The 23,592-nt window shown below is 71.5% G+C and carries 19 protein-coding genes; 7 read left to right on the top strand and 12 right to left on the bottom strand.

Going from position 1 to position 23,592, the window contains the following annotated elements:
• Window positions 1–13 precede the first annotated feature (13 nt).
• The 3 genes from N6H00_RS28670 to N6H00_RS28660 all read right to left on the bottom strand — a co-directional run bounded on the left by N6H00_RS28670 (window position 14) and on the right by N6H00_RS28660 (window position 5,827).
• Window positions 14–1,474, bottom strand: a complete 1,461-nt coding sequence (locus tag N6H00_RS28670; protein WP_268974706.1) for an aldehyde dehydrogenase family protein — start codon at window positions 1,472–1,474, stop codon at window positions 14–16.
• A gap of 199 nt (window positions 1,475–1,673) precedes the next feature.
• The gene (locus N6H00_RS28665; protein WP_268974705.1) at window positions 1,674–3,506 is read right to left on the bottom strand and encodes a PucR family transcriptional regulator; all 1,833 of its coding nucleotides are present in this window, start codon (window positions 3,504–3,506) and stop codon (window positions 1,674–1,676) included.
• Window positions 3,507–3,661: 155 nt separating this feature from the next.
• Window positions 3,662–5,827 (bottom strand): ATP-binding protein, encoded by a 2,166-nt coding sequence (locus tag N6H00_RS28660; RefSeq protein WP_268974704.1) that lies wholly within the window; start codon window positions 5,825–5,827, stop codon window positions 3,662–3,664.
• Window positions 5,828–6,073: 246 nt separating this feature from the next.
• Between N6H00_RS28660 and gabT the strand changes: the two genes are divergently transcribed.
• Complete coding sequence (gabT, locus tag N6H00_RS28655) at window positions 6,074–7,423, top strand: 4-aminobutyrate--2-oxoglutarate transaminase (protein ID WP_268974703.1); 1,350 nt, start codon at window positions 6,074–6,076, stop codon at window positions 7,421–7,423.
• 102 nt (window positions 7,424–7,525) lie between these two features.
• Window positions 7,526–8,428 carry a phosphatase PAP2 family protein gene (locus N6H00_RS28650; RefSeq protein ID WP_268974702.1) on the top strand — a complete coding sequence of 301 codons (903 nt, stop codon included), beginning with the start codon at window positions 7,526–7,528 and terminating at the stop codon, window positions 8,426–8,428.
• An 81-nt stretch (window positions 8,429–8,509) separates the two neighbouring features.
• Here N6H00_RS28650 and N6H00_RS28645 read toward each other — a convergent pair whose 3' ends face one another.
• The 7 genes from N6H00_RS28645 to N6H00_RS28615 form a co-directional block, all read right to left on the bottom strand.
• Window positions 8,510–9,967, bottom strand: coding sequence for an NAD(P)/FAD-dependent oxidoreductase (locus tag N6H00_RS28645; protein WP_443073061.1), 1,458 nt, complete (start codon window positions 9,965–9,967; stop codon window positions 8,510–8,512).
• Window positions 9,968–9,985: 18 nt separating this feature from the next.
• Window positions 9,986–10,780: an ABC transporter permease gene (locus N6H00_RS28640; RefSeq protein ID WP_268974701.1), complete on the bottom strand. Its 795-nt coding sequence runs from the start codon at window positions 10,778–10,780 to the stop codon at window positions 9,986–9,988.
• Window positions 10,780–11,691, bottom strand: a complete 912-nt coding sequence (locus tag N6H00_RS28635) for an ABC transporter permease (RefSeq protein ID WP_268974700.1) — start codon at window positions 11,689–11,691, stop codon at window positions 10,780–10,782. Before N6H00_RS28635 ends, N6H00_RS28640 begins: the two co-directional genes overlap by 1 nt.
• Window positions 11,688–12,839 (bottom strand): ABC transporter ATP-binding protein, encoded by a 1,152-nt coding sequence (locus tag N6H00_RS28630; RefSeq protein WP_268974699.1) that lies wholly within the window; start codon window positions 12,837–12,839, stop codon window positions 11,688–11,690. The genes N6H00_RS28635 and N6H00_RS28630 overlap by 4 nt, the downstream gene beginning before the upstream one ends.
• Before the next feature lie 20 nt (window positions 12,840–12,859).
• Window positions 12,860–14,107 (bottom strand): polyamine ABC transporter substrate-binding protein, encoded by a 1,248-nt coding sequence (locus N6H00_RS28625; RefSeq protein WP_268974698.1) that lies wholly within the window; start codon window positions 14,105–14,107, stop codon window positions 12,860–12,862.
• A gap of 90 nt (window positions 14,108–14,197) precedes the next feature.
• Window positions 14,198–15,718, bottom strand: coding sequence for a gamma-aminobutyraldehyde dehydrogenase (locus tag N6H00_RS28620; protein WP_268974697.1), 1,521 nt, complete (start codon window positions 15,716–15,718; stop codon window positions 14,198–14,200).
• A gap of 188 nt (window positions 15,719–15,906) precedes the next feature.
• On the bottom strand, window positions 15,907–16,350 hold the full coding sequence (locus N6H00_RS28615; RefSeq protein WP_268974696.1) for a DUF4190 domain-containing protein: 444 nt from the start codon (window positions 16,348–16,350) through the stop codon (window positions 15,907–15,909).
• Window positions 16,351–16,466: 116 nt separating this feature from the next.
• Between N6H00_RS28615 and N6H00_RS28610 the strand changes: the two genes are divergently transcribed.
• On the top strand, window positions 16,467–17,093 hold the full coding sequence (locus N6H00_RS28610; protein ID WP_268974695.1) for an NADAR family protein: 627 nt from the start codon (window positions 16,467–16,469) through the stop codon (window positions 17,091–17,093).
• Here N6H00_RS28610 and N6H00_RS28605 read toward each other — a convergent pair.
• Window positions 17,039–17,995 (bottom strand): DUF4190 domain-containing protein, encoded by a 957-nt coding sequence (locus N6H00_RS28605; protein WP_268974694.1) that lies wholly within the window; start codon window positions 17,993–17,995, stop codon window positions 17,039–17,041. The two genes, N6H00_RS28610 and N6H00_RS28605, sit on opposite strands and share 55 nt — an antisense overlap.
• Before the next feature lie 112 nt (window positions 17,996–18,107).
• Here N6H00_RS28605 and N6H00_RS28600 point away from each other — a divergent pair, with 112 nt between their 5' ends.
• Window positions 18,108–19,130 (top strand): adenosine deaminase, encoded by a 1,023-nt coding sequence (locus N6H00_RS28600; RefSeq protein WP_268974693.1) that lies wholly within the window; start codon window positions 18,108–18,110, stop codon window positions 19,128–19,130.
• A complete protein-coding gene (locus N6H00_RS28595; protein ID WP_268974692.1) occupies window positions 19,127–19,816 on the top strand; it encodes a glycerophosphodiester phosphodiesterase in 690 nt (229 codons plus the stop codon). The genes N6H00_RS28600 and N6H00_RS28595 overlap by 4 nt, the downstream gene beginning before the upstream one ends.
• Window positions 19,817–20,025: 209 nt before the next feature.
• Here the strand turns inward: N6H00_RS28595 and N6H00_RS28590 are convergent, their stop codons facing one another.
• Window positions 20,026–21,477, bottom strand: a complete 1,452-nt coding sequence (locus tag N6H00_RS28590; protein ID WP_268974691.1) for a gamma-aminobutyraldehyde dehydrogenase — start codon at window positions 21,475–21,477, stop codon at window positions 20,026–20,028.
• Between the two features lie 178 nt (window positions 21,478–21,655).
• Here N6H00_RS28590 and N6H00_RS28585 point away from each other — a divergent pair, with 178 nt between their 5' ends.
• Window positions 21,656–22,129 (top strand): Lrp/AsnC family transcriptional regulator, encoded by a 474-nt coding sequence (locus N6H00_RS28585; RefSeq protein WP_030834287.1) that lies wholly within the window; start codon window positions 21,656–21,658, stop codon window positions 22,127–22,129.
• Between the two features lie 2 nt (window positions 22,130–22,131).
• A complete protein-coding gene (locus tag N6H00_RS28580) occupies window positions 22,132–23,529 on the top strand; it encodes an aspartate aminotransferase family protein (RefSeq protein WP_268974690.1) in 1,398 nt (465 codons plus the stop codon).
• The last annotated feature ends 63 nt before the right edge of the window (window positions 23,530–23,592 follow it).

Here is a 23,592-nt window from a genome sequence, read left to right as displayed (position 1 = left end):
CCGGCGAGGCGGATCAGAGGTCGAGGCCGGTGAGGACCATGACCCGCTCGTAGGTGTAGTCCTCCATCGCGAACCGCACGCCCTCACGGCCGACACCGGACCTCTTGGCACCGCCGTACGGCATCTGGTCGGCGCGGTACGAGGGCACGTCGCCGATGATCACGCCGCCGACCTCCAGCGCGCGGTGGGCGCGGAAGGCGGTCCGCACCTCGCGGGTGAAGACCCCTGCCTGGAGGCCGTACTTGGAGTCGTTGACGGCCGCGAACGCCTCGTCCTCACCGGTCACCTTGTGCAGGGTGAGCACCGGACCGAAGACCTCCTCGCAGGCGATCGTGGTGTCCGCGGGGACGTCCGCGAGGACGGTCGGGGCGTAGCTCGCGCCCTCGCGCCTGCCGCCGGTCAGCAGCTTCGCACCGGCCCGGACGGCCTCCTCGACCCAGGACTCGACGCGCTTGGCGGCGTCCTCGCTGATCAGCGGGCCGACGTCGGTGGCGTCATCGGTCGGGTCGCCGGTGACCTGCGCCTCGACCGCCGCGACGATCCTCGGCACGAGTTCCTCGTAGACGGCCGCGTCCGCGATCACCCGCTGCACGGAGATGCACGACTGGCCGGCCTGGTAGTTGGAGAAGGTGCCGATGCGGGTGGCCGCCCAGTCGAGGTCGGCGTCGGAGGAGTAGTCCGACAGGACGACCGCGGCGCCGTTGCCGCCGAGCTCCAGGGTGCAGTGCTTGAGCGGCACCGACTCCTTGATCGAGTAGCCGACCTTTTCCGAGCCGGTGAAGGAGATGACCGGCAGCCGCTCGTCCTGGACCAGCGCGGGCATCCGGTCGTTGGGCACCGGCAGGACGCTCCAGGAGCCCGCCGGGAGCTCGGTCTCGGCCAGCAGCTCGCCGAGGACCAGCGCGGACAGCGGGGTCGCCGGGGCCGGCTTGAGGATGATCGGAGTGCCCACGGCGATGGCCGGGGCGACCTTGTGGGCGCTCAGGTTCAGCGGGAAGTTGAACGGCGCGATGCCGAGCACGGTGCCGCGCGGGAAGCGGCGGGTCAGCGCGAGCCGCCCGGTGCCACCGGCGTCGGTGTCCAGCCGCTGGGCCTCCCCGCTGTTGAACCGGCGGGCCTCCTCGGCCGCGAACCGGAACACGGACACGGCACGGCCCACCTCGCCCCGCGCCCACTTGAGGGGCTTGCCGTTCTCGTCCGCGATCAGCCGGGCGATCTCCTCGGTGCGCTCGGCGATCCGGCGCGACACATGGTCCAGCGCGGCCGCCCGTACGTGCGCGGGGGTCGCGGCGAACTCCTCGCGCACCGCGTCGGCCGCGGCGACGGCCTCCTCGATCTGCGCGTCGGTGGGAACGCTCACCACGCCGACGCGGCGGCCGTCCCAGGGCGACGTGACCTCGAGCGTGTCCTCGCCCGTCGCCTTGCGGCCGGCGAGCCAGAACGCGTGGGTGGCAGCTTCGTTTGTGTCCGGCACAGTGGATCCCGACCCTTCTGAACCTTCTGCGATGGTGTCTCCCCTCCCACCGTAGGCGGGCCCGGCCCGCTCGGCGCTTGTCCGGGACGTAGCAGTCGGGGCCGTACGTGCTCCGCTATGGCGCTATCGCGCTATGGCCTGCTCGGTGCGGGTTCAGGCCGGGGTGCCGGCGCACTTCAGACCGAGGTGTCGGCGCACTTCAGACCGAGGTGGCCTTGAGGGCGAGCCACAGCTCCATGCGGACGTCCGGGTCGTCCAGGGAGCGGCCCAGGATCTCCTCGACGCGGCGCATCCGGTAGCGCAGGGTGTGGCGGTGGACGCCGAGGTCGGCGGCGGCCGCGTCCCACTGGCCGTGCCGGGAGAGCCAGGCGCGCAGCGAGGCGACCAGATCACCCCGGCCGGTGGCGTCGTGCTCGTGCAGGGCACGCAGCATGCCGTCGGCGAACGCCCGGACGGCGTCGTCGGCGAGCAGGGGCAGTACGGAACCCGCCGCGACCTGCTCATGCTCAACCAGCATCCGGCCGCGGCGGCGCGCCACCGACAGCGCCTGCTCCGCCTGGCGGTAGGCGGCCGCGGCGGCGATGGGGCCCGCGGGGGCGGACAGCCCGATGACGAGTTCGTCGCCCTGGGGCGCGGCGGCGCCTCGGTCGCGGGGGCGGGCCTTCGTACCGCGGCGGCTCTCCACGGCGCGGGCGTGCTCGGCACAGGCCGCGGCCGCCGCCCCGCCGTCCGGGGCCAGCACGATGAGCCGCTCACCGTCGGGCACGACCAGCAACGACTCGCCGGTGCGGGCCGCGGCCGCCTCCATGGTGTCGACGAGGGTGCCGAGCGGATCGGCCGCCTCCGGTTCGCCGACGGCCGCGCCCGCGCCTGTTCCCGTCCCGATGCCCGTGCCCGTCACGTTGGTGCCCGATCCCGTTCTGGTGCCCGCGTTCGCGCTCGCGGCGGCGGGTTCCGCGGGGTGCTCCGCCGGGACTCCGCCCGTGCCGGAGGGCGTCGCGTGCGTCTGCTGGGCCGCGCCGCCGGACGGCACCTCGGCGACGAGCATCCGGAACGGCGCGTCGAGCAGCCCGCCGTACAACGGTCCGGCGACCGCCCGCGCGTGGTCGGGCTCGCCCGCGAGCAGCATCCGCAGCACGGCGGCGCCGAGCCGCTGCTCGGCCTCCTGCCAGGCGCGGGAACGCTCGGTGGTCAGGGTCAGCAGCGCGACCGCCGAGTGCACGGCATAGCGCTCGGCGGTGCCCAGCGGCGCGCCCGTGCCGACCGCGAGCACACCGCGGGGACGCCGCCCGGTGCCCAGCGACTGGAGCTCCACCCGGTCCGCGACGGCCGTGTCCTCGGCCGCTTCCGCGCCCGTGGTCCTGGCTCCGCCGACGCCGCCGACACCGCCGACACCGCCGACCACGATGCTCGCCGGGCCGGGGCGGGAGCGGAGCCGCTCGACGTCGGCGGTGAGCCGGGCGGCGCGGCGGGCGGCCCAGTCGGGTGCGGCGGCGACCACCGCGCCGGAGGCGTCGTAGAGCGCGGCCCAGCCGTCGACATGGGAGGCGAGCCGGGCGAGCAGCGCGGCAGGCCCCTCGGCCCCGATGGCGGCGCGGGTCAGCTCGCGCTGCGCCTCGAACCCGGCGGTCACAGCACGGTACTGGTCGGCGGCTATCGCCGCGGAGACCGCCTTGCTGATCGCGATGAAGGGGGTGCGGCGGGGCACGCCGAGCAGCGGCAGCCCCTCCTCCTTGGCCGCCGCCGCGAGGGCGGGCGGCACCTCGGCGTATTTGACGCCGAGCGCGAAGCCGAGCCCGACCACGCCCGCGCCCACCAACCGCCGCACATAGCGGCGCATCTCGTCCGGGTCCTCGGCCTCGATCTGCATCGCGGTGATCAGGAGCAGCTCGCCGCCCTCCATATAGGGCACGGGGTCGGCGAGCTCGCTGACATGTGCCCAGCGCACGGGCGTCTCCAGCCGGTCCTCGCCCGCCAGCACGGACAGCTTGAGGCCAGGGTGGCGGACGAGCGAGGCGAGCGTGGGAGGCATGGCACCTTCGATGCGAATGCGACGACTTCACCGTCCCGTATGAACGGCTCCTACCGATTCTGCCTCAATGGAGGAATCTGCGGAAATGACGGCGTGATTCCGCCACCAACCTGACCGTAAGGGACCCCGGACCGAGAACCCATAGGAGCGACCGGTCATCCGCGGAGGTCCACCAGCACCGGCGGCCCGCTCTCGCCCCTTACGGAGGTCACCGACAGCACCGCGTGCCCGGCGGGCACCGCGTGGGCCAGCTCCGAGGCGGACCAGCGCTCGCGCTCCACCGTCCGTACGGTCACCGACTGCGTGGTCACCGCCTTGCCGGTGACGACCTTACGGATGAAGTGCAGCACCTTGGTGAACGGCTCCTCGGCGATGATCTGCCGGTCGGTGACGTCCCGGGTCTCCACCCACTCCGTCCCCCACACCTCCGCGAACCGCGCCCCGTCCCAGGTCGTCACCCCGGCGCAGGCCATCCGGCAGCCGACCGCGCCGAGCAGCGCGCTGCGCAGCGCCTCGGGGACGTCGTCGAGGGTGCGGAGGGTGAGCACGGCGCCCGCGTGGGCGGAGCGGAGCCGCTGGATACCGCGCAGGGCCTCGGGGGTGATGGTGTGCGAGGCGTCGTCAAGGACCAGGCAGGCGAACAGCGAACGGTCGGCGCGGCCCACGGCGCACTCGGTGAACTGTGCCAGGACCAGCCGCGCGAGCATCCGCGACGCCTCGGCATGGCCGCGCTCGGGCAGATCGATACGCACCCGGAGGGGATGTTCGAGAGCGCGGAGGGAGAACGGGCGGCGGTCGCCGTCGGTGGTGAAGAATTCCGCGAACGCGGGCCGGTCCAGCAGCGCGATCCGGTCCGCGAGCAGCGCGCCCACGTCCCCGGGCGCACCGGACTGCCGGACCCGTGCCTCCAGCTCGCGGGCCTGCGCCCGCTCGCCCGCCTCGTCCAGCGCCTCGCGCAGCGCGTTGATGGCCGTCTTGGAACCGTCCAGCAGCTCGCGCAGATCCGGGACGGACGGGAAGCGGCCGTGGGCGGCGCGGTAGGGGCCGAGCAGCTGGGCCAGCGCGGTGGCGGCGCGCCGGCTGTCCCCGCCGGGCAGCGAGGCGGCCATGTCGCCGATCAGGGCCTCGGCCAGGATGCCCGCGGCCTCGTCGGGGTCGGTGGTGCCGCCGTAGAGGTCCAAGTCGTAGACGGAGTCGGACCGGCCGATCTTCACGACGACGTCGAACGCCTCATCCGCCCCGAGTCCGGCCCCCGCCGCCCCGACCGCCACGACGGCGACCTGCCCGGCGAGCGCCTGCAGGCACAGCGACTCCACAACGGGCCGCACCATCCGCCCCGTCTTCCCCGAACCGGGCGGCCCGACGGCCAGGAGCGAGGTGCCGAGCACCTCGGGATCGAGGGCGATCCCGACTCCTCGGTGCTGGTAAGGGTTGCGGCGGTCGTCGGCGGCGGTACCGAGGCGCACCTGATGCGCGACAAGGTCATGCCGCGCCGTACGGACGGGCAGATCCCGCGCCCCGGACGGATGGCCGTACGAGGCGGCGCCGTGGCGCAGCACGGTGTCGGTGAACGAGGCGAGGGAGTTCCTCCCGGCCCGCACGGACTGCCAGGCGTACTCGATCCGGGCCTGGTCGACGTCGTTCATCGCCCCGGCCCGCGCCTCCGCCGCCAACCGATCAGCCGCACTGTGCGCCCCCGCGGCCCGCAAGTGCGGCCACTCGACGGGGTCCCCCTCCGGCCCCACCGCACCGCCCGCCCCGGGGGCGGGCTCATCCCAGGCCCGCCGGAAGAGGGGCGCAATGTAGCGGCGCCAGACTTCGGACCAGTGGCCGACGCGGCCGAAGATCACGGCAATGGCGCAGAGGAAGACGCCGTAGTAGGTGTACGTCGCTATGACGTAGGCCATGTTGCCGGTCTCGGCCCAGGAGTCAGGCGTGAGGAGGGCCAGCGGCCACAGCCAATAACCGCCGAGATACCCGTTCCACAGCAGCGACCACACCAGCCAGCCACACAGGGCCGAGATCAGGGCTCCGCTGAGCAGCCGCCGCCCTGGAATCCGGTCCGGCTCCTCCGGCGCCTTCGGCTTGTGCTCGTACGTCCACACCCCCGGCCCCGCCTCGGGGCGCGGGGCTCGCAGCCAGGCGACGAAGGACGGGGGGGCGGGCGGTCCGGGCACCGGAGCGGCGCCAGGGGGCGCCGGGGGCGCGGTCGGCGGCATCGGCGGCGGGGCGGTGGGAAAGGAGGGCGGGGATTGCGGAGGCGGAGGTGGGGGCGGATTGTGGCGTGTGCTGCGTGAGTCGAACGTGCCCTCGGTGTCCATGTCCTGCCCCTTGCCCCCTGACCGGCTGTTCCTCGGCTGTCGCGCCACCGCTCAATCTAGTGTTCCCGCGCGGGGAGTTCACCGACCCGGGCGGTACGGCCTCGCTCGCGGGGTCCGTAAGCGGACATGAAGGCTATGGCCACCGCGGACAATGCGGCATCCGCACCGCTCCCCAACGGAACATGCCTCCTCCGTCGCCGCGCCCCTAGCCTGCGACTAAGACCCCCGTTTTCCCTGGAGCCCCTCATGACCGAACTGTCCGGAGGCCCGTCCCTCCCCCAGGAGCGCCGCGTCGTCACCGCCATTCCCGGCCCGAAGTCGCAGGAGTTGCTCGCCCGTAAGAACGCGGCGGTCGCCGGTGGGGTGGGGAGTGTGCTGCCGGTCTTCACCGTGCGTGCGGGCGGCGGTGTGATCGAGGACGTGGACGGCAACTCGCTGATCGACTTCGGTTCCGGTATCGCCGTGACCTCCGTCGGCTCCTCCGCCGAGGCCGTCGTGCGCCGGGCGGCCGCGCAGCTGGCGGACTTCACGCACACATGTTTCATGGTCACGCCGTACGAGGGCTATGTGGAGGTCTGCGAGGAGCTGGCCCGGCTCACGCCCGGTGACCACGCCAAGAAGTCGGCACTGTTCAATTCGGGCGCCGAGGCGGTGGAGAACGCGGTGAAGATCGCCCGTTCGTACACCAAGCGCCAGGCGGTCGTCGTCTTCGACCACGGCTACCACGGCCGGACCAACCTCACCATGGCGCTCACCGCCAAGAACATGCCGTACAAGCAGGGCTTCGGCCCCTTCGCGCCCGAGGTCTACCGCGTTCCGCTCGCCTACCCCTACCGCTGGCCGACCGGCCCGGAGCACTGTGCCGAGGAGGCCGCGGCGCAGGCCATCGATCAGATCAGCAAGCAGATCGGGGCGGAGAACGTGGCCGCGATCGTCATCGAGCCGGTCCTCGGCGAGGGCGGCTTCATCGAGCCCGCCAAGGGCTTCCTGCCCCAGATCGCCGAGTTCGCCAAGGCCCATGGCATCGTCTTCGTCGCGGACGAGATCCAGTCCGGCTTCTGCCGCACCGGCCAGTGGTTCGCCTGTGAGGACGAGGGCATCGTGCCGGACCTGATCACCACCGCCAAGGGCATCGCGGGCGGTCTGCCGCTCGCCGCCGTCACCGGCCGTGCGGAGATCATGGACGCGGCGCACTCCGGCGGACTCGGCGGCACCTACGGCGGAAACCCGGTGGCGTGCGCGGCGGCGCTCGGCGCGATCGAGACGATGCGCGAACTGGACCTCAACGCCAAGGCCAAGCGGATCGAGGAGGTCATGAAGGGCCGCCTCGCCGCGCTGCGGGAGAAGTACGACATCATCGGCGACCTCCGCGGCCGCGGCGCCATGATCGCCATCGAACTGGTGAAGTCCGGCACCAAGGACCCCGACCCCGAGGCCACGGCCGCCGTCGCCAAGGCCTGCCACTCGGCCGGGCTGCTGGTGCTGACCTGCGGAACCTACGGCAATGTGCTGCGCTTCCTGCCGCCGCTGGTGATCGGCGAGGACCTTCTGAACGAGGGCCTGGACATCCTCGAGGGCGCCTTCGCCGAGCTGTGACTGTGAGTGCTCGATGGGTGGAGTGAAGAAGATGTGCGGGGCCGATGACAGGTGGGTGATCGGTCTGTCCGGCGCGGCCGCGCTGCCGTACGGTCATTCCAGATGAGAGAAACACCCCGCTCGCAGGGGACTGCGGGCGACGCCGAGCCGGTGCTTCCCCAGCCCCGACCCGGCTGTGCCCTCGCGCACACCACTGGAGCCTCCGGCTCCGGATCTCCTCACCGATCGGACGGCCGCCCGCCCCAAACCCCCCGGGGCGCGCGGCACACCGGTCACCACGGCGGCCCCGGAACCACCCCCCCTGTTCCGGGGTCGCCGACTGTCCTCTCCCCCTCCACACCGTGGGCCCCCTCCACTCCGTGGGCCCCTTCCACGCCATGGGCGTCGTTCGTCACACCCCTCGCCCTGATCGCGTCGCTCACGCTGCTCGCGCTGTGCACCTGGCAGATCGCCGCCCATGGCCCGCTGCGGGCCTACGACGAACGCCTCGGCCGCGCGATCGCCGGCTCGCCGTTCCCCTCCCCCGTCGCCGAATTCCTCGCCGACCTCGGCAATACGGCGGTGGCGGTCCCCGTCCTCGCCGTCACCGCCGGTTGGGTGGCGTGGCGCGCCCGGCGCGCGGGGGCGCCGCGCTGGTGGCTTCCGCCGCTGACGGCCGCGGTGGCGATGGTGGCGGTCCCGGCGCTGGTCGTTCCGTTCAAGGCGCTGGTCGACCGCCCCGGCCCGCCCGGCCCGCTGGCGGGCGAGACCGGGTTCTTCCCCTCCGGCCACGCCGCGACGGCCGCCGTCGCCTACGGCGCGGCCGCGCTGCTCCTCCTCCCCCTCCTGCGCCCGCGGCTGCGGCGGCCCCTCCTGGTGGCCGTCGCCGTGCTGAACCTCGCCGTGGCGGCCGGGCTGGTCCGGCGCGGCTACCACTGGCCGCTGGACACCGTCGCGAGCTGGTGTCTGTCCGGTCCGCTGCTGTGGGCCGTGCCGCGGATGAGCCGGCTGAGGGGCGGCGACTGAGCCACGGCAGCTGAGAGCCACGACTACGACTGAACCTCAGATCGCCCGCGCCTGCCCCGTCCGTGCCCGTACCTCAGCACCTCAGCTGTCGAAGCCCAGCCCCACCTTGTCCATGGCCTTCAGCCACAGATTGCGGCGTCCGCCGTTCTCGTCGGCCCGTGTCATCGACCACTGGGTGATCCCGATGCCCGCCCATCGCACCGGCTCCGGTGGGAAGGGCAGCGGCTTGCTGCGCACCATCTCCAGGCGGGTGCGCTCGGTGCGCTCCCCGGCGAGCAGATCGAGCATCACCTCGGCGCCGAAGCGGGTCGCCCCGACACCCAGGCCCGTATAACCGAGGGCATAGGCCACTCGCCCCCCGTGAGCGCGGCCGAAGAACGCGGAGAAGCGTGAGCAGGTGTCGATGGCGCCGCCCCAGGCGTGGCTGAAGCGCACGCCCTCCAGCTGCGGGAAGCAGCGGAAGAAGTGCTGGGCGAGGGTGCGGTAGGTGGCGGGGTGGTGGTCGTATTCGGTGCGGACCCGTCCGCCGTAGCGGTAGACGATGTCATAGCCGCCCCACAGGATGCGCCGGTCGGCGGTGAGCCGGAAGTAGTGGAAGTGGTTGGCGGTGTCGCTGAGCCCCTGTCGTCGCCGCCAGCCGATCGCGTCGAGTTGTTCCGCGGTGAGCGGTTCGGTCATCAGCGCATGGTCGTAGACGGGGGCGATGTAGGGGCGGACGCGGCGCACCAGGGAGGGGAAGGCGTTGGTGGCGAGCGCCACCTGGCGGGCGCGGACCCGGCCGTAAGGGGTGCGGACGGCCATCGCCGCCCCGGTGCTCGCCAGCCGTTCGGCCGGGGTGTGTTCGTAGATCCGTACGCCCATCCCGGCGCAGGCCCGCGCCAGGCCCCAGGCCAGCCGGGCGGGGTGCAGCATGGCCACGCCCCGGCGGTCCCAGAGCCCGGCCAGGAAGGTGGGCGAGTCGACCTCGGCGCGCACCGTGTCGCGGTCGAGGAACTCGGGCGGCTCGACGCCGAGGGCGGCGGCCTGTGCGGCGGTCTCGCGCAACTCCGCCACCTGGTGAGGTGCGGTGGCCACATCGATCTCGCCGGTGCGTTCGAAGTCGCAGTCGATGCCGTAGCGGTCGACGGCGGACTGGATGGCGTCGAGGTTGTGGTGGCCGAGCCGTTCGAGTTGGGCCAGCTCCTCCGGCCAGCGGGCGGCGCCGTTGCCGAGGCCGTGGGTGAGGGAGGCGGCGCAGAAGCCGCCGTTGCGTCCGGAGGCAGCCCAGCCGATCTCCTGACCCTCGACCAGGACCACCTCGCGGCCGGGGTCGCGCTCCTTGGCGATCAGGGCGGTCCACAGTCCGCTGTAGCCGCCGCCGACGACGAGCAGATCGCAGTGCTCGTCCCCGACGAGGGCGGGGCGGGGGCGGGGCCTGCCGGGGTCGTCCAGCCAGTACGGCCGGTACGCGGCGTCGGCCAGGGCCTTCAGAGGGAACGAACGGGACGGGACGGGGGCGTCGGCGCCCCCGGACGAGCGGGTCATGGCGTCCGGGGCCATGGTTCTCAGCTCCTGTTCTCAGCTCCTCTTGCGGCGGGCGCCGACCAGTTGGCCGGCGAGGACGCACACCACCGCGACCGCGAACATCGCCGTGCCGATCACATTGATCTGTACGGGCGTACCGCGCTGTGCGGATCCCCAGACGAACATGGGGAAGGTCACGGTCGAGCCGGCGTTGAAGTTGGTGATGATGAAGTCGTCGAAGGAGAGCGCGAAGGACAGCAGCGCGCCCGCGGCGATACCGGGCGCGGCGATCGGCAGGGTGACGCGCGCAAAGGTCTGCGCCGGTGAGGCGTAGAGGTCCTGGGCGGCCTGTTCCAGCCGGGGGTCCATGGACATCACCCGCGCCTTGACGGCCGTCACCACGAAGCTCAGGCAGAACATGATGTGGGCGATGAGGATCGTCCAGAAGCCGAAGCCCACGCCCATGTTGAGGAACAGGGTGGCCAGCGAGGCGGCCATGACGACCTCGGGCATCGCCATCGGCAGGAAGATCAGGCTGTTGACGGCGGGGCGGGCCCGGAAGCGGTAGCGGGCCAGCGCGAAGGCGATCATCGTGCCGAGCACGGTCGCGCCGATCGTCGCCCACACCGCGATCTTCAGGCTCAGGGAGAGCGAGCCGCACAGGTCGGCGACGCCGCACGGATGGGTCCAGGCGTCGGTGGAGAACCGCTGCCAGGCGTAGTTGAAGCGGCCGTTGGGCTGGTTGAAGGAGAAGACCAGGACGACGACGTTGGGCAGGAGCAGATACCCGAGGGTGCCGAGCCCCGCGAGGACCACCAGGTTCCGCCGTATCCAGCGCGTCAGGGGCATCACACCAGGTCCTCCGTCCCGGACGTGCGGATGTAGACGGTGACCATCGCGAGGATCGCCGCCATGAGGATGAAGGACAGCGCCGCGGCCGTCGGATAGTCCAGTACCCGCAGGAACTGCGACTGGACGACGTTGCCGATCATCTTCTGGTCGGTGGAGCCCAGCAGTTCGGCGTTGATGTAGTCGCCCGCGGCGGGGATGAAGGTGAGCAGCGTGCCCGCGACGACCCCCGGCATGGACAGCGGGAAGGTCACCTTCCGGAAGGTGGTGACCGGCCGCGCGTAGAGGTCCCCGGCGGCCTCGTGCAGCCGGCCGTCGATGCGCTCCAGGGAGGTGTAGAGCGGCAGGATCATGAAGGGCAGGAAGTTGTACGTCAGTCCGCAGACCACCGCGAGCGGTGTGGCCAGCACCCGCTGTCCCTCGGTGATCCCGAGGTGCGCGGTGACGTCCAGGACGTGCAGCGAGCCGAGCACGCCCACCACCGGGCCGCCGTCGGACAGGATCGTCTTCCAGGCGAGGGTGCGGATGAGGAAGCTGGTGAAGAACGGCGCGATGACCAGGATCATCAGCAGATTGCGCCAGCGGCCCGCCCGGAAGGCGATGAGATACGCGAGCGGATAGCCGAGCAGCAGGCACAGCACGGTGGCGGTGGCGGCGTACAGCACCGAGCGCAGGAACTGCGGGTAGTACGCGCTCAGCGCGTCCCAGTAGGTCGAGAAGTGCCAGGTGACCTTGAAGCCCTCTTCGAGTGATCCGGTCTGGACGGACGTTGACGCCTGGTAGACCAGCGGCGCGGCGAAGAAGACCAGCAGCCAGAGGATGCCGGGGAGCAGCAGCCAGTACGGCACCAGCCGCTTGCGGACGGCGTTCTCGCGGAGGGGCGTCCGCGCGGCGCGCCGGGACACGCTCATGGGGCCTCCTCGTCCCACTCCGTACCCGCGTCGATGTTCTGCGCCGCGTCGAGGCCGAAGGTGTGGGCGGGGTTCCAGTGCAGGACGACCTCGGCGCCGGGTACGAGGCGGGCGTCGCGCTCGATGTTCTGCTCGTAGACGGCGAGTTCGGGGCAGCCGGGGGTGGTGACGGCGTACTGGGTGGAGACGCCGGTGAAGCTGGTGTCGGCGATCCGGCCGGTGAGCCGGTTGCGCCCCTCGGGAACGGTGTCGGCGTCCTCGGCGTGGGTGAGGGTGATCTTCTCGGGACGCACCCCCACCAGCAGCTTCCCGCCCGTGCGGACGGGGGCGCTACATCGGTCGGCGGGCAGCGAGAGCCTGCCGCCGGGGGCGGTGAGGACGAGGTCGCCGCCGCTTTTGTCGGTGAGCTCGGCCTCGATGAGGTTGGAGGTGCCCAGGAAGTTGGCGACGAAGGTGGTGCCGGGGTTCTCGTAGAGCTCGGCGGGGGCGCCCCGCTGTTCGACCCGGCCGCCGTTCATCACCGCGACCGTGTCGGCCATGGTCATGGCCTCCTCCTGGTCGTGGGTGACATGGATGAAGGTGATGCCGACCTCGGTCTGGATGCGCTTGAGCTCCAGCTGCATCTGACGGCGCAGCTTGAGGTCGAGCGCGCCCAGCGGCTCGTCGAGCAGCAGCACCTGGGGGTGGTTGATCAGCGCGCGGGCGAGGGCGACGCGCTGCTGCTGGCCGCCGGAGAGCTGCTGCGGTCTGCGGCGGGCGAAGTCACCGAGCTGGACCAGTTCCAGCATCTCGCCGACCTGCTTCCGCACCGATGTGATGCCGCGCCGGCGCAGTCCGAAGGCGACGTTCTCGTAGATGTCGAGGTGCGGGAAGAGGGCGTAGCTCTGGAAGACCGTGTTGACCGGCCGCTTGTAGGGCGGGAGGCCGGTGACGTCCTTACCGGCGAGGCGGACCGTGCCGGTGGTGGGTTCCTCCAGGCCCGCGATCATGCGCAGGGTGGTGGTCTTGCCGCAGCCGGAGGCGCCGAGCAGGGCGAAGAAGGAGCCGGCGGGTATGTGCAGATCGAGTGGGTGGACGGCGGTGAAGGAACCGTAGGTCTTGCTGATCCGGTCGAGCCGGACGTCGCCGCCGGAGCTGGGCTGGGTCATGGGGTGCGCTTCCTCGCTTGTCAGGCGCCGGTGAGCTTGGCGAACTTGTCCTCGAATGCCGCCTCTTCCGTGCTCGACAGTGAGCGGAAGGCATGGGACTTGGGGGCCATCTCGTCGTCCGGGAGGATCAGCGGATTGTCCGCCAGCGCCTTGTCGATCTTCGCGAGTTCGTCGCGTACCCCGTCGACCGGGCAGACGTAGTTGATGTAGGCGGCGATCTTCGCGGCGACCTCGGGCTCGTAGAAGTAGTCGATGAGCCGTTCGGCGTTCCTCTTGTGGCGCGCCTTGGCCGGGATCAGGAGGTTGTCCGTGGCCGTCATATAGCCGGCGTCGGGGATGGCGAACGCGATCTCGGGGTTGTCCGCCTGGAGCTGGATCAGATCCCCGGCCCAGGCCATACAGGCGGCGAGATCCCCCTTGGTGAGGTCGCCGGTGTAGTCGTTGCCGGTGAAGCGGCGGATCTGGCCCCGGTCGGCGGCCTTCTGGAGGCGGGCGATCGCGGCGTCGTACTCGTCGGCGGTGACCGTCTCGGGGCGCTTGCCCATGTCCAGGAGGGTCAGCCCGACGGTGTCGCGCATCTCGGTCAGCAATCCGACCCGGCCCTTGAGCTTCGGGTCGTCCAGCAGCTGGGAGACGGAGGTGACCTTACGGCCGCCGGTGGCCTTCTTGTTGTACGCGATGACGGCGGGGATACCGGTCCACGGGTAGGAGTGGACGCGGCCCGGGTCCCAGTCCGGGGTGCGAAAAGGTTTCGCCAGGTTGGTGTAGGCATGGGGCAGCTGGGCGGCGTCCAGGGGCTGTATCCAGCCGAGCCGGATCATCCGCGCGGCCAGCCAGTCGGTGACGCACATCAGGTCGCGGCCGGTGTCCTGGCCCGCGGCGAGCTGCGGCTTGATCTTGCCGAAGAACTCGACGTTGTCGTTGATGTCCTCGGTGTACTTCACCGTGATGCCGGTGCGGCGCTGGAACGCGTCGAGGGTCGGGTGGCGGTTGCCCTTGCCGACGTCCATGTACTCGGTCCAGTTGGAGAAGACGACCTTCTTCTCCTCGGCGGAGTGGTCATCGGCGGAGTTGTCCGCCTCGGTGCGCCCGGCGGGCGGGATTCCGCAGCCGCTGAGCGTCCCGAGCCCGCCGACGGCGATCGCCCCGGCGCCTCCCGCGCGCAGCAGGGAGCGGCGGGTGACCGCCATACGGCCGCTGGTCAGGGAGCGCCGTATCGCGGCTGTCTGAGGTGGGGACAGACTCTCGGGCTCGTGCCGTGCATCCATGGGCTGTGCCTTTCGAGGGTGTTGGCCGGTGGCGGCCGGCCGAGGCCACGGAGGGGCGGGCCGCGCGTTCAGGTCCGCCGGCCCCCGCCGTCAGGTCCGCCGGTCCCCGAAGACCGTGCGGTGCCAGTCCTTGCGGACCACCGCGGTGTTGTCGACCATCACATGTTTGACCTGCGTGTACTCCTCGAAGGAGTACACCGACATGTCCTTGCCGAAGCCGGACGCCCGCATCCCGCCGTGCGGCATCTCGCTGATGATCGGGATGTGGTCGTTGATCCAGACGCAGCCCGCCCGGATCTCCCGGGAGGCGCGGCCCGTCCGGTAGACATCGCGGCTCCAGGCGGAGGCGGCGAGACCGTAAGGGGTGTCGTTGGCGAGTGCGATGCCCTCGTCGTCACCGTCGAAGGGGAGGACGACGAGGACCGGGCCGAAGATCTCGGACTGGACGATCTCGCTGTCCTGGGGCGCGCCGGTGATGAGCGTGGGCCGGTAGTACGCGCCCTTGGCGAGTGCGCCGCCCGGGGCGGTACCGCCGGTGACGACGGTGGCGTAGCCGCGGGCCCGGTCCACGAAGCCCGCCACACGGTCGCGCCCGGCGTGGGAGACCAGCGGGCCGAGGTCGGTGTGCGGGTCGAACGGGTCGCCGAGCCGTACGGACGCCATGAGATCGGCGACCGCGGCGATGAACGCCTCGTACAGCGGGCGCTGCACATACGCGCGGGTGGCCGCGGTGCAGTCCTGTCCGGTGTTGATCAGCGCGCCCGCGACGGCGCCGTGCGCGGCGGCCTCCAGGTCGGCGTCGTCGAAGACGACGAAGGGTGCCTTGCCGCCGAGTTCGAGATGGATCCGCTTGACGGTGGAGGCGGCGAGGGCGGCGACGCGTCTGCCGACCGCCGTCGATCCGGTGAAGGAGGTCATCGCCACGGCGGGGTGGGAGACCAGGTGCTCGCCCGCCTCGGGGCCGGTGCCGCTCACCACGTTGACCACACCGTCCGGGAGGCCCGCTTCGGTGGCCGCCTGAGCGAACATCAGCGAGGTCAGGGGCGTCAGTTCGGCGGGCTTCAGCACGATGGTGTTGCCCGCGGCGATGGCCGGGAGGACCTTCCAGGCGGCCATCTGGAGGGGGTAGTTCCAGGGCGCGATGGAACCGATGACCCCGATGGGTTCGCGGCGGACGTACGAGGTGTGGTCGCCGCTGTACTCGGCGGCGGCCTTGCCTTCCACGTGGCGGGCGGCGCCCGCGAAGAAGGCGGTGTTGTCGATGGTGCCGGGCACATCGAACTCGGTGCTGAGCTTGATGGGTTTGCCGCACTGCGACGACTCGGCATGGGCGAGGTCGTCGGCCCGCTCGGTGAGCGCCGCGGCGAAGCGGTGCAGGGCGTCGGACCGCTCGCCGGGCGTGGCGCCCGCCCATACGGGAAAGGCCGCCTCGGCGGCGGCCACGGCGGCGTCGACATCGGCCGGACCGGCGAGCCGGTAGTCGAACACCCGCTCGCCGGTGGCCGGATCCACGACCTGGTGCGTGTTCTCGGAGCCGCCCTGGCGCAGCCGGCCCGCGATGTACTGCGCGCCCTCGGCGAACCGCTCCGTCACATCGAACCGCTGATCCATCGCGTGCTCTCCTCCGCCGGTCCGCCCAGGGCGGGCGGCGTAGCTCCAACCGGAATCGAAGGCTGATCCTGACAGAGAGCCTTCGCTTCAACAAGGGATTCCGTTGTTGCTTTTTGGTTTCGCGACGGATTCAGTGATCAGAGCCCGGGTGGAAAGCGCGGATGGGAAGCGCGGACGGCGAACTCGGACTAGAAGATGGAGTCGAGGGCGGCGTCCAGCGCGGCGAGGTAGATCGCCGGGAGCACCATGCCGATGATTCCGCAGACCAGACCGGCGGTCGCCGAGCCTCCGTTGTTCGCCTCCCCCCGGCCGACCTTCCCCTTGCCGACGGCGCCGAAGATGATCGCCAGGATGCCGAGGATGATCGCGAAGACCCACAGGAAGTAGGTGATCCCGCAGACCAGGCCGACGATGCCGCAGACCAGCGCGGCCGTGCCCATGCCGTTGTTCATGTGCATCGGCGTTCCGGCCGCCCCGGGGTAGACGGGCGGCGCGGCGGGGTAGCCGGCCCCGGGGTACTGCGGCGGCTGGGCCGGGTACTGCGGTGGCTGGGCCGGGGGCGTGGGCGTGGCGTAAGGATTGGCTTCGGCGTCGTACGGCCCCTGCTGCGGACCGGGCGTGCTGCTGGACATCGTCGGTCTCCCCTCCTGATGAACGTCCGGGCAATGTTATGAGCACGACTTATCCCTGGGCAGCTCAACTGCCCAGGTCGGCGGCGCTGTCGGTGGCGGATGCGAGAATCCCGGGCATGGAGACGAACGGGGCGGCGGAATCGGTTGCGGCGGACGGGGGTCCCCGGTCGGTCGAGGAGCTGGTCGAGCGGACGGCGCGCGGTGAGCGCGTCAAGTACCTCTGGTTCTGGGGCCATCGGCCCCGGCCGGACGGAAGCGTGGGTTCGGGGTGTTTCAGCCAGTGGTGGCCCTCGCCGTTCACCGTGGACGGGATCACCTATGCGACGGCCGAGCACTGGATGATGGCGGGCAAGGCGCGGCTGTTCGGCGACGCGGAGGCCGAGCGGCGAGCGCTCGGCGCCTCCCACCCCAAGCAGGCCAAGGACGCGGGCCGCGCGGTGCGCGGCTTCGACGAGGAGACGTGGCGGCGCCGTCGCTTCGATCTCGTGGTCGAGGGCAATGTGCACAAGTTCGGCCACCACCCCGAGCTGCGCGCCTATCTGCTCGGCACGGGATCGCGGGTGCTGGTGGAGGCGAGCCCGGTGGACCGGGTGTGGGGCATCGGACTCGCGGCGGACGACGAGCGGGCCGCGGACCCCGCCCGCTGGCGCGGGCTCAATCTGCTGGGCTTCGCGCTGATGGAGGCGCGTCAGCGGCTGATATCGGCGAGCGGGAGCACCACCGCGGCCGGGGCCCTGGCATAGCCCGGATCGTCATCGCTGTCCGAGTCGTCGTCCGAGACGGCGACATAGACGAAGAGCGCTGCGACGCTCGCCACCACGGCGACCACTCCGAGGATCACCCCGGCGAGCGCCGAACCGCCGTTGTTCGCCTCGCCCCTGGCCGCCTTGGCACGGCCGAGCAGCCCGAAGATGATCGCGAGCACACCGAGGACGATGCCGAAGGCGACGCTCGCGAAGAGGATCAGGCCGATGATGCCGAGCACCAGGGCGGCCGTGCCATGGCCGTTGTTCGGCACATAGGTGCCACCGGGCCAGCCCTGGCCGTACGCCCCGGCCGGGTAGGCGGCACCGGGGTAACCGGAACCGGGGTAGGCGGTGCCCGGGTAGCCGTAGCCGGGATGGCCGGCCGCCGCGCCGTACGGGGCCTGCTGATAGGACGCGGGCGCCTGCTGTCCGTAACCGTTCTGTCCGTACCCGGCCTGCGCGTATCCGTTCTGCCCGTATCCGGGCTGGCCGTGGCCCGCCGGTCCGTACGGCCCGGACGGGTAGGCGCTCGGGGTGCCGGGGCCGGTCGGCGCGGGCGGCGGCGGGGGCACCGCGCTCGGCGGGGGCGCGGAGCCCGACGGCCGTACGGGGCTCGCCGGGGGCGGGGGCGGCGCAGGCATCGGGGGCGTCGGCCTCGGCATGGCGGGGTGGGAGGTGAGCGTCGGCTGCTCGGCCACCGCGGGCCGGGGAGTCGGCCGGCCTCGTTCGCCTTGTTCGGCTTGCTCGCCTTGTTCGCCCATCGTGCCGTTGTCCGGCCCGTCCCCCGCGACCCGCTGCGCCGGCGGAGCCCAGGGATCGCGGTCCCGCGGCTCGGGCTTCGGCTGCCCGGGTCGCCGCGGCTCATCCTGCGGCCCGGACGGGTCGTGCTGGTCGGCCATGGAGCTCCCCCACAAAGACGTCCGCCCATGCTACGGCCTGTGGCCGGCCCGTCGGCGCCACCCAATACGATGACCGGAACCCGCCGTCGGCGGCCGTCTTACGGAGGTTTCGTTGGCCGATCTCACCACCTTCATCGCCGGACTGCCCAAGGCGGAGCTGCATGTGCACCATGTGGGGTCCGCGTCCCCGCGCATCGTGGCCGAGCTGGCCGCCCGCCACCCCGACTCCAAGGTGCCCACCGATCCCGAGGCCCTGGTCGACTACTTCGTCTTCCGGGACTTCGCGCACTTCGTGGAGATCTACCTCTCCGTGGTGGACCTGATCCGCGACGCCGATGACGTCCGGCTGCTGACCTACGAGATCGCCCGCGACATGGCCCGGCAGAACATCCGCTACGCCGAGCTGACCGTCACCCCCTACAGCTCGACCCGGCGCGGTATCCCGGACACCGCCTTCGTCGAGGCGATCGAGGACGCCCGTAAGGCCGCCGAGGCGGAGTTCGGCACCGTGCTGCGCTGGTGCTTCGACATCCCCGGCGAGGCCGGCCTGGAGGCCGCCGAGGAGACCACCCGCATCGCCTGTGAGCTGCGCCCCGAGGGCCTGGTCGGCTTCGGCCTCGGCGGCCCGGAGATCGGGGTGCCGCGCCCCCAGTTCAAGCCGTACTTCGACCGGGCCATCGCCGCCGGGCTGCGCAGCGTGCCGCACGCGGGCGAGACCACCGGGCCGCAGACGATCTGGGACGCCCTCACCGAGCTGCGGGCGGAGCGCATCGGCCACGGCACCAGCGCCGTGCAGGACCCCAAGCTGCTCGCCCATCTCGCGGAGCACCGCATTCCGTTGGAGGTCTGCCCGACCTCCAACATCGCCACGCGCGCCGTCGCCACCCTCGATGAGCACCCGCTGAAGCAGATGGTCGAGGCCGGGGCGCTCGTCACGATCAACAGCGACGACCCGCCGATGTTCGGCACCGACCTCAACACCGAGTACGGGGTCGCGGCCCGGCTGCTCGGCCTGGACGCGGCGGGCGTCGCGGCCCTCGCGAAGAACGCCGTCGAGGCGTCCTTCCTGGACGCCGAGGGCAAGGCGCGGCTCACGGCGGAGATCGACGCCTACACGGCGGTCGCGGGCCGATGAGGTCGGCGGGGGCGGGGTGCGTCCCGGTCGGCCACCGCGGCGACCCGTATGTGTGCCGGGAGAACACCCTGCCCTCGATCCGCTCCGCGCTGAGCGCGGGCGCCGGCGCGGTCGAGATCGACGTACGGCTGACCCGGGACGGTGTCCCCGTACTGCTGCACGACGCCACGCTGAAGCGGCTGTGGGGCCACGACCGGCCGCTGTCCGGGCTGACCGCAGACGAGGTGCGGCAGCTGACCGGAGGCGGCGTCCCGACCCTGCGCGAGGCCCTCGCGTGCGCCGGCTCGGCCCGGCTGCTGATCGACCTGCCGGACGCCTCGGCCGCGCCCGCCGCCGTCGCCCAGGTCCGGGAGAGCGGGGCGGGCGACCGGGTGTACTACTGCGGCGCCCTGGCGGCCCTGCACGCCGTGCGCCGCGCGGACCCGGACGCCGAGATCGCGCTGACCTGGACCACGCTCGCCCCGCCGCGTCCGACCCTGCTGGCCGCGCTGCGCCCCCGGTGGCTCAACTACCGCTTCGGGCTGGTCTCCCGGGAGCTGGTCGCCCGCCATCACGCCGACGGGCTGCTGGTCTCCGCCTGGACCGCCGACACCCGGCGGTCGATGTCCCGGCTGCTGGGGGCGGGCGTCGACGCCATCACCACCAACCGGGTCGGCGCCCTGGCGGCCCTTCTGCTCAGCGGCTGACCGCGCGCCCCCGGTCAGCGTCGTGCCACCGCACACCGTGCACCGTGGAGCCCGGACTCCCCCACTGGGGCATGACAGGTGACCCTGCCATGCCCCAGTGACACGCACCGGGTGGCAGACCGGACGACCACCGGGCGACAGGTCGGGCGACGGCCCGGACGACGGACGGGACGCCAGACCGGACGACGGACCGGCCGCGGCCGCGGGAATCAGCCCAGCGATGTCATGACGTGCTTGATGCGGGTGTAGTCCTCGAAGCCGTACGCCGAAAGATCCTTTCCGTAGCCGGACTTCTTGAAGCCGCCGTGCGGCATCTCGGCGACCAGCGGGATGTGGGTGTTGATCCAGACGCAGCCGAAGTCCAGCGCCTTGGACATCCGCATCGCGCGGGCGTGGTCCTTGGTCCACACCGACGACGCCAGCGCGTACTCCACGCCGTTGGCGTAGGAGACCGCCTGCTCCTCGTCCGAGAAGGACTGCACGGTGATGACCGGGCCGAAGACCTCGTGCTGGATGATCTCGTCGTCCTGCTTGAGCCCGGAGACCACGGTGGGCGCGTAGAAGAAGCCCCTGTCGCCGACCCGGTGGCCGCCCGCCTCGACCTTGGCGTGCGCGGGGAGCCGGTCGATGAAGCCGGAGACCTGGGCCAGCTGGTTGGCGTTGTTCAGCGGGCCGTACAGCACGTCCTCGTCGTCGGGCGCGCCGGTCTTGGTCTCGGCGGCGGCCTTGGCCAGCGCGCTGACGAACTCGTCGTGGATCGCCTCGTGGACCAGCACCCGGGTGGCGGCCGTACAGTCCTGGCCCGCGTTGAAGAAGCCCGCGACCGAGATGTCCTCGACCGCCTTGGGGATGTCGGTGTCCTCGAAGACCACGACGGGCGCCTTGCCGCCGAGCTCCAGATGCACCCGCTTGACGTCCTTCGATGCGCTCTCCGCGACCTGCTTGCCGGCCCGCACCGAACCGGTGATGGACGCCATGGCGGGCACGGGGTGCTCGACCATCAGGCGTCCGGTCTCGCGGTCACCGCAGATCACGTTGAACACGCCCTGCGGATGGCCCAGCTCCGCCAGCACTCCCCCGATGATCTCGGCGATCAGCACGGTGGAGGCGGGCGTGGTGTCCGAGGGCTTGATGACGACCGTATTGCCCGCCGCCAGCGCGGGGGCGAACTTCCATACGGCCATCATCATCGGGTAGTTCCACGGCGCGACCTGGGCGCACACCCCGACCGGCTCACGCCGGATGATCGAGGTGAGCCCCTCCATGTACTCACCGGCCGAGCGGCCCTCCAGCATCCGGGCCGCACCCGCGAAGAAGCGGATCTGGTCGATCATCGGCGGGATCTCCTCGTCCCGCGTGAGACCGAGCGGCTTGCCGGTGTTCTCGGACTCGGTGGCGATCAGCTCTTCCGCCCGCGCCTCGAAGGCGTCGGCGATCTTGAGCAGCGCCTTCTGCCGCTCGCCGGGCACCAGGTCGCGCCAGACCGGGAAGGCGGCCGCCGCGGCGGCCATCGCCGCGTCGACGTCCGCCGCGCCCGAGAGCGGCGCGGTGGCGTAGGGCTCGCCCGTGGCCGGGTTGACCACCTCCGTGGTCCGCCCGTCCGCGGCGTCCCGGAACTCTCCGTCGATGTAGTTGCGCAGACGACGCAGTTCGGTGGTCACGTGCCACCCCTCCTGTCAGCTGTCCGATGGGTGAGACACCCACAGTAGTCGCCGAGGCTGCGCTTTCGACATACCCGCCACACCAGAACAACGGAATCAGTGTTTTAGCGATCCCATGACGACGAAATTCATCAATGAAGGCTTGCGACACGGACGAGGCTCGTGCACAGTGAGGGTCGTGGCCACACCTGACAAGAACGGCACGCCGTCCCTCGACTCCGTATCCCTGGCGATCATCGAGCAGCTCCAGGAGGACGGTCGACGGCCGTACGCCGCCATCGGAAAGGCCGTGGGACTCTCCGAGGCGGCCGTGCGGCAGCGCGTGCAGAAGCTGCTCGACCAGGGCGTGATGCAGATCGTCGCCGTCACCGACCCGCTGACCGTGGGGTTCCGGCGGCAGGCGATGGTCGGCATCAACGTCGAGGGCGATCTCGACCCGGTCGCGGACGCGCTGACCGCCATGGACGAGGTCGAGTACGTGGTCGTCACCGCGGGCTCCTTCGATCTCCTGATCGAGATCGTCTGCGAGGACGACGACCACCTCCTCGAAACGATCAACAAGCGGATCCGCACGCTGCCCGGTGTGCGCTCCACCGAGAGCTTCGTCTACCTCAAGCTCCGGAAGCAGACCTATACCTGGGGAACGAGATAGCCATGAGCGCCGACCTCTCCGCCGATCTCCCTGCCGACCTTTCCGCCGACCTCTCCTCGACGGCGTACGACCACCTGTGGATGCACTTCACCCGCATGTCGTCATACGAGAACTCCCCCGTGCCGACGATCGTGCGCGGGGAGGGCACGTACATCTACGACGACAAGGGCAAGCGGTACATCGACGGCCTGTCCGGCCTGTTCGTGGTCAACGCGGGCCACGGACGGGTCGAGCTGGCGGAGACGGCCTCCAAGCAGGCCCAGGAGCTCGCCTTCTTCCCGGTGTGGAGCTACGCCCACCCCAAGGCCGTCGAACTCGCCGAGCGGCTCGCCGGCTACGCCCCCGGCGACCTGAACAAGGTCTTCTTCACCACCGGCGGCGGCGAGGCCGTCGAGACCGCCTGGAAGCTGGCCAAGCAGTACTTCAAGCTCACCGGCAAGCCCACCAAGCACAAGGTGATATCCCGCGCCGTGGCCTACCACGGCACCCCCCAGGGAGCCCTGTCGATCACCGGACTGCCGGGGCTCAAGGCCCCGTTCGAACCGCTGGTCCCCGGCGCCCACAAGGTCCCCAACACCAACATCTACCGGGCTCCGGTCTTCGGCGACGACCCCGAGGCGTTCGGCCGCTGGGCCGCCGACCAGATCGAACAGCAGATCCTCTTCGAGGGTCCGGACACCGTGGCCGCGGTCTTCCTGGAGCCGGTGCAGAACGCGGGCGGCTGCTTCCCGCCGCCGCCCGGGTACTTCCAGCGGGTCCGCGAGATCTGCGACCGCCATGACGTGCTGCTCGTCTCGGACGAAGTGATCTGCGCCTTCGGCCGGCTGGGCACGATGTTCGCCTGCGACAAGTTCGACTACGTCCCGGACATGATCACCTGCGCCAAGGCGATGACCTCCGGCTACTCCCCGATCGGCGCGTGCGTCGTCTCCGACCGGCTCGCCGAGCCCTTCTACCAGGGCAGCAACACCTTCCTGCACGGCTACACCTTCGGCGGCCATCCGGTCTCGGCCGCGGTGGCCCTGGCCAACCTCGACATCTTCGAACGCGAGGGGCTCAACCAGCATGTGCTGGACCACGAGGCCGCGTTCCGCTCCACCCTGGAGCGGCTGCACGATCTGCCGATCGTCGGCGATGTCCGGGGGAACGGTTTCTTCTACGGCGTGGAGCTGGTGAAGGACAAGGTCACCAAGGAGTCCTTCGACGCGGAGGAGACCGAGCGGATCCTCTACGGCTTCCTCTCCAAGGCGCTGTACGAGAACGGGCTGTACTGCCGGGCCGACGACCGCGGCGACCCGGTCGTCCAGCTGGCCCCGCCGCTCACCGCCGACCAGGCGCTCTTCGACGAGATCGAGCAGGTGCTGCGGACGGTGCTGACGGAGGCGTGGACCAAGCTCTGACGCCCGCGCGCCCGCATGCTCCCCGGGGACGCGGTCGTTCAACACGGCGGGCCCCGCGCGGGG

It is taken from the genome of Streptomyces sp. S465 (assembly GCF_026898115.1).
Taxonomy (GTDB): domain Bacteria; phylum Actinomycetota; class Actinomycetes; order Streptomycetales; family Streptomycetaceae; genus Streptomyces; species Streptomyces luomodiensis.
Note: the sequence above shows the minus strand (reverse complement) of the source record. Positions and strands in the feature narration are given on the sequence as shown.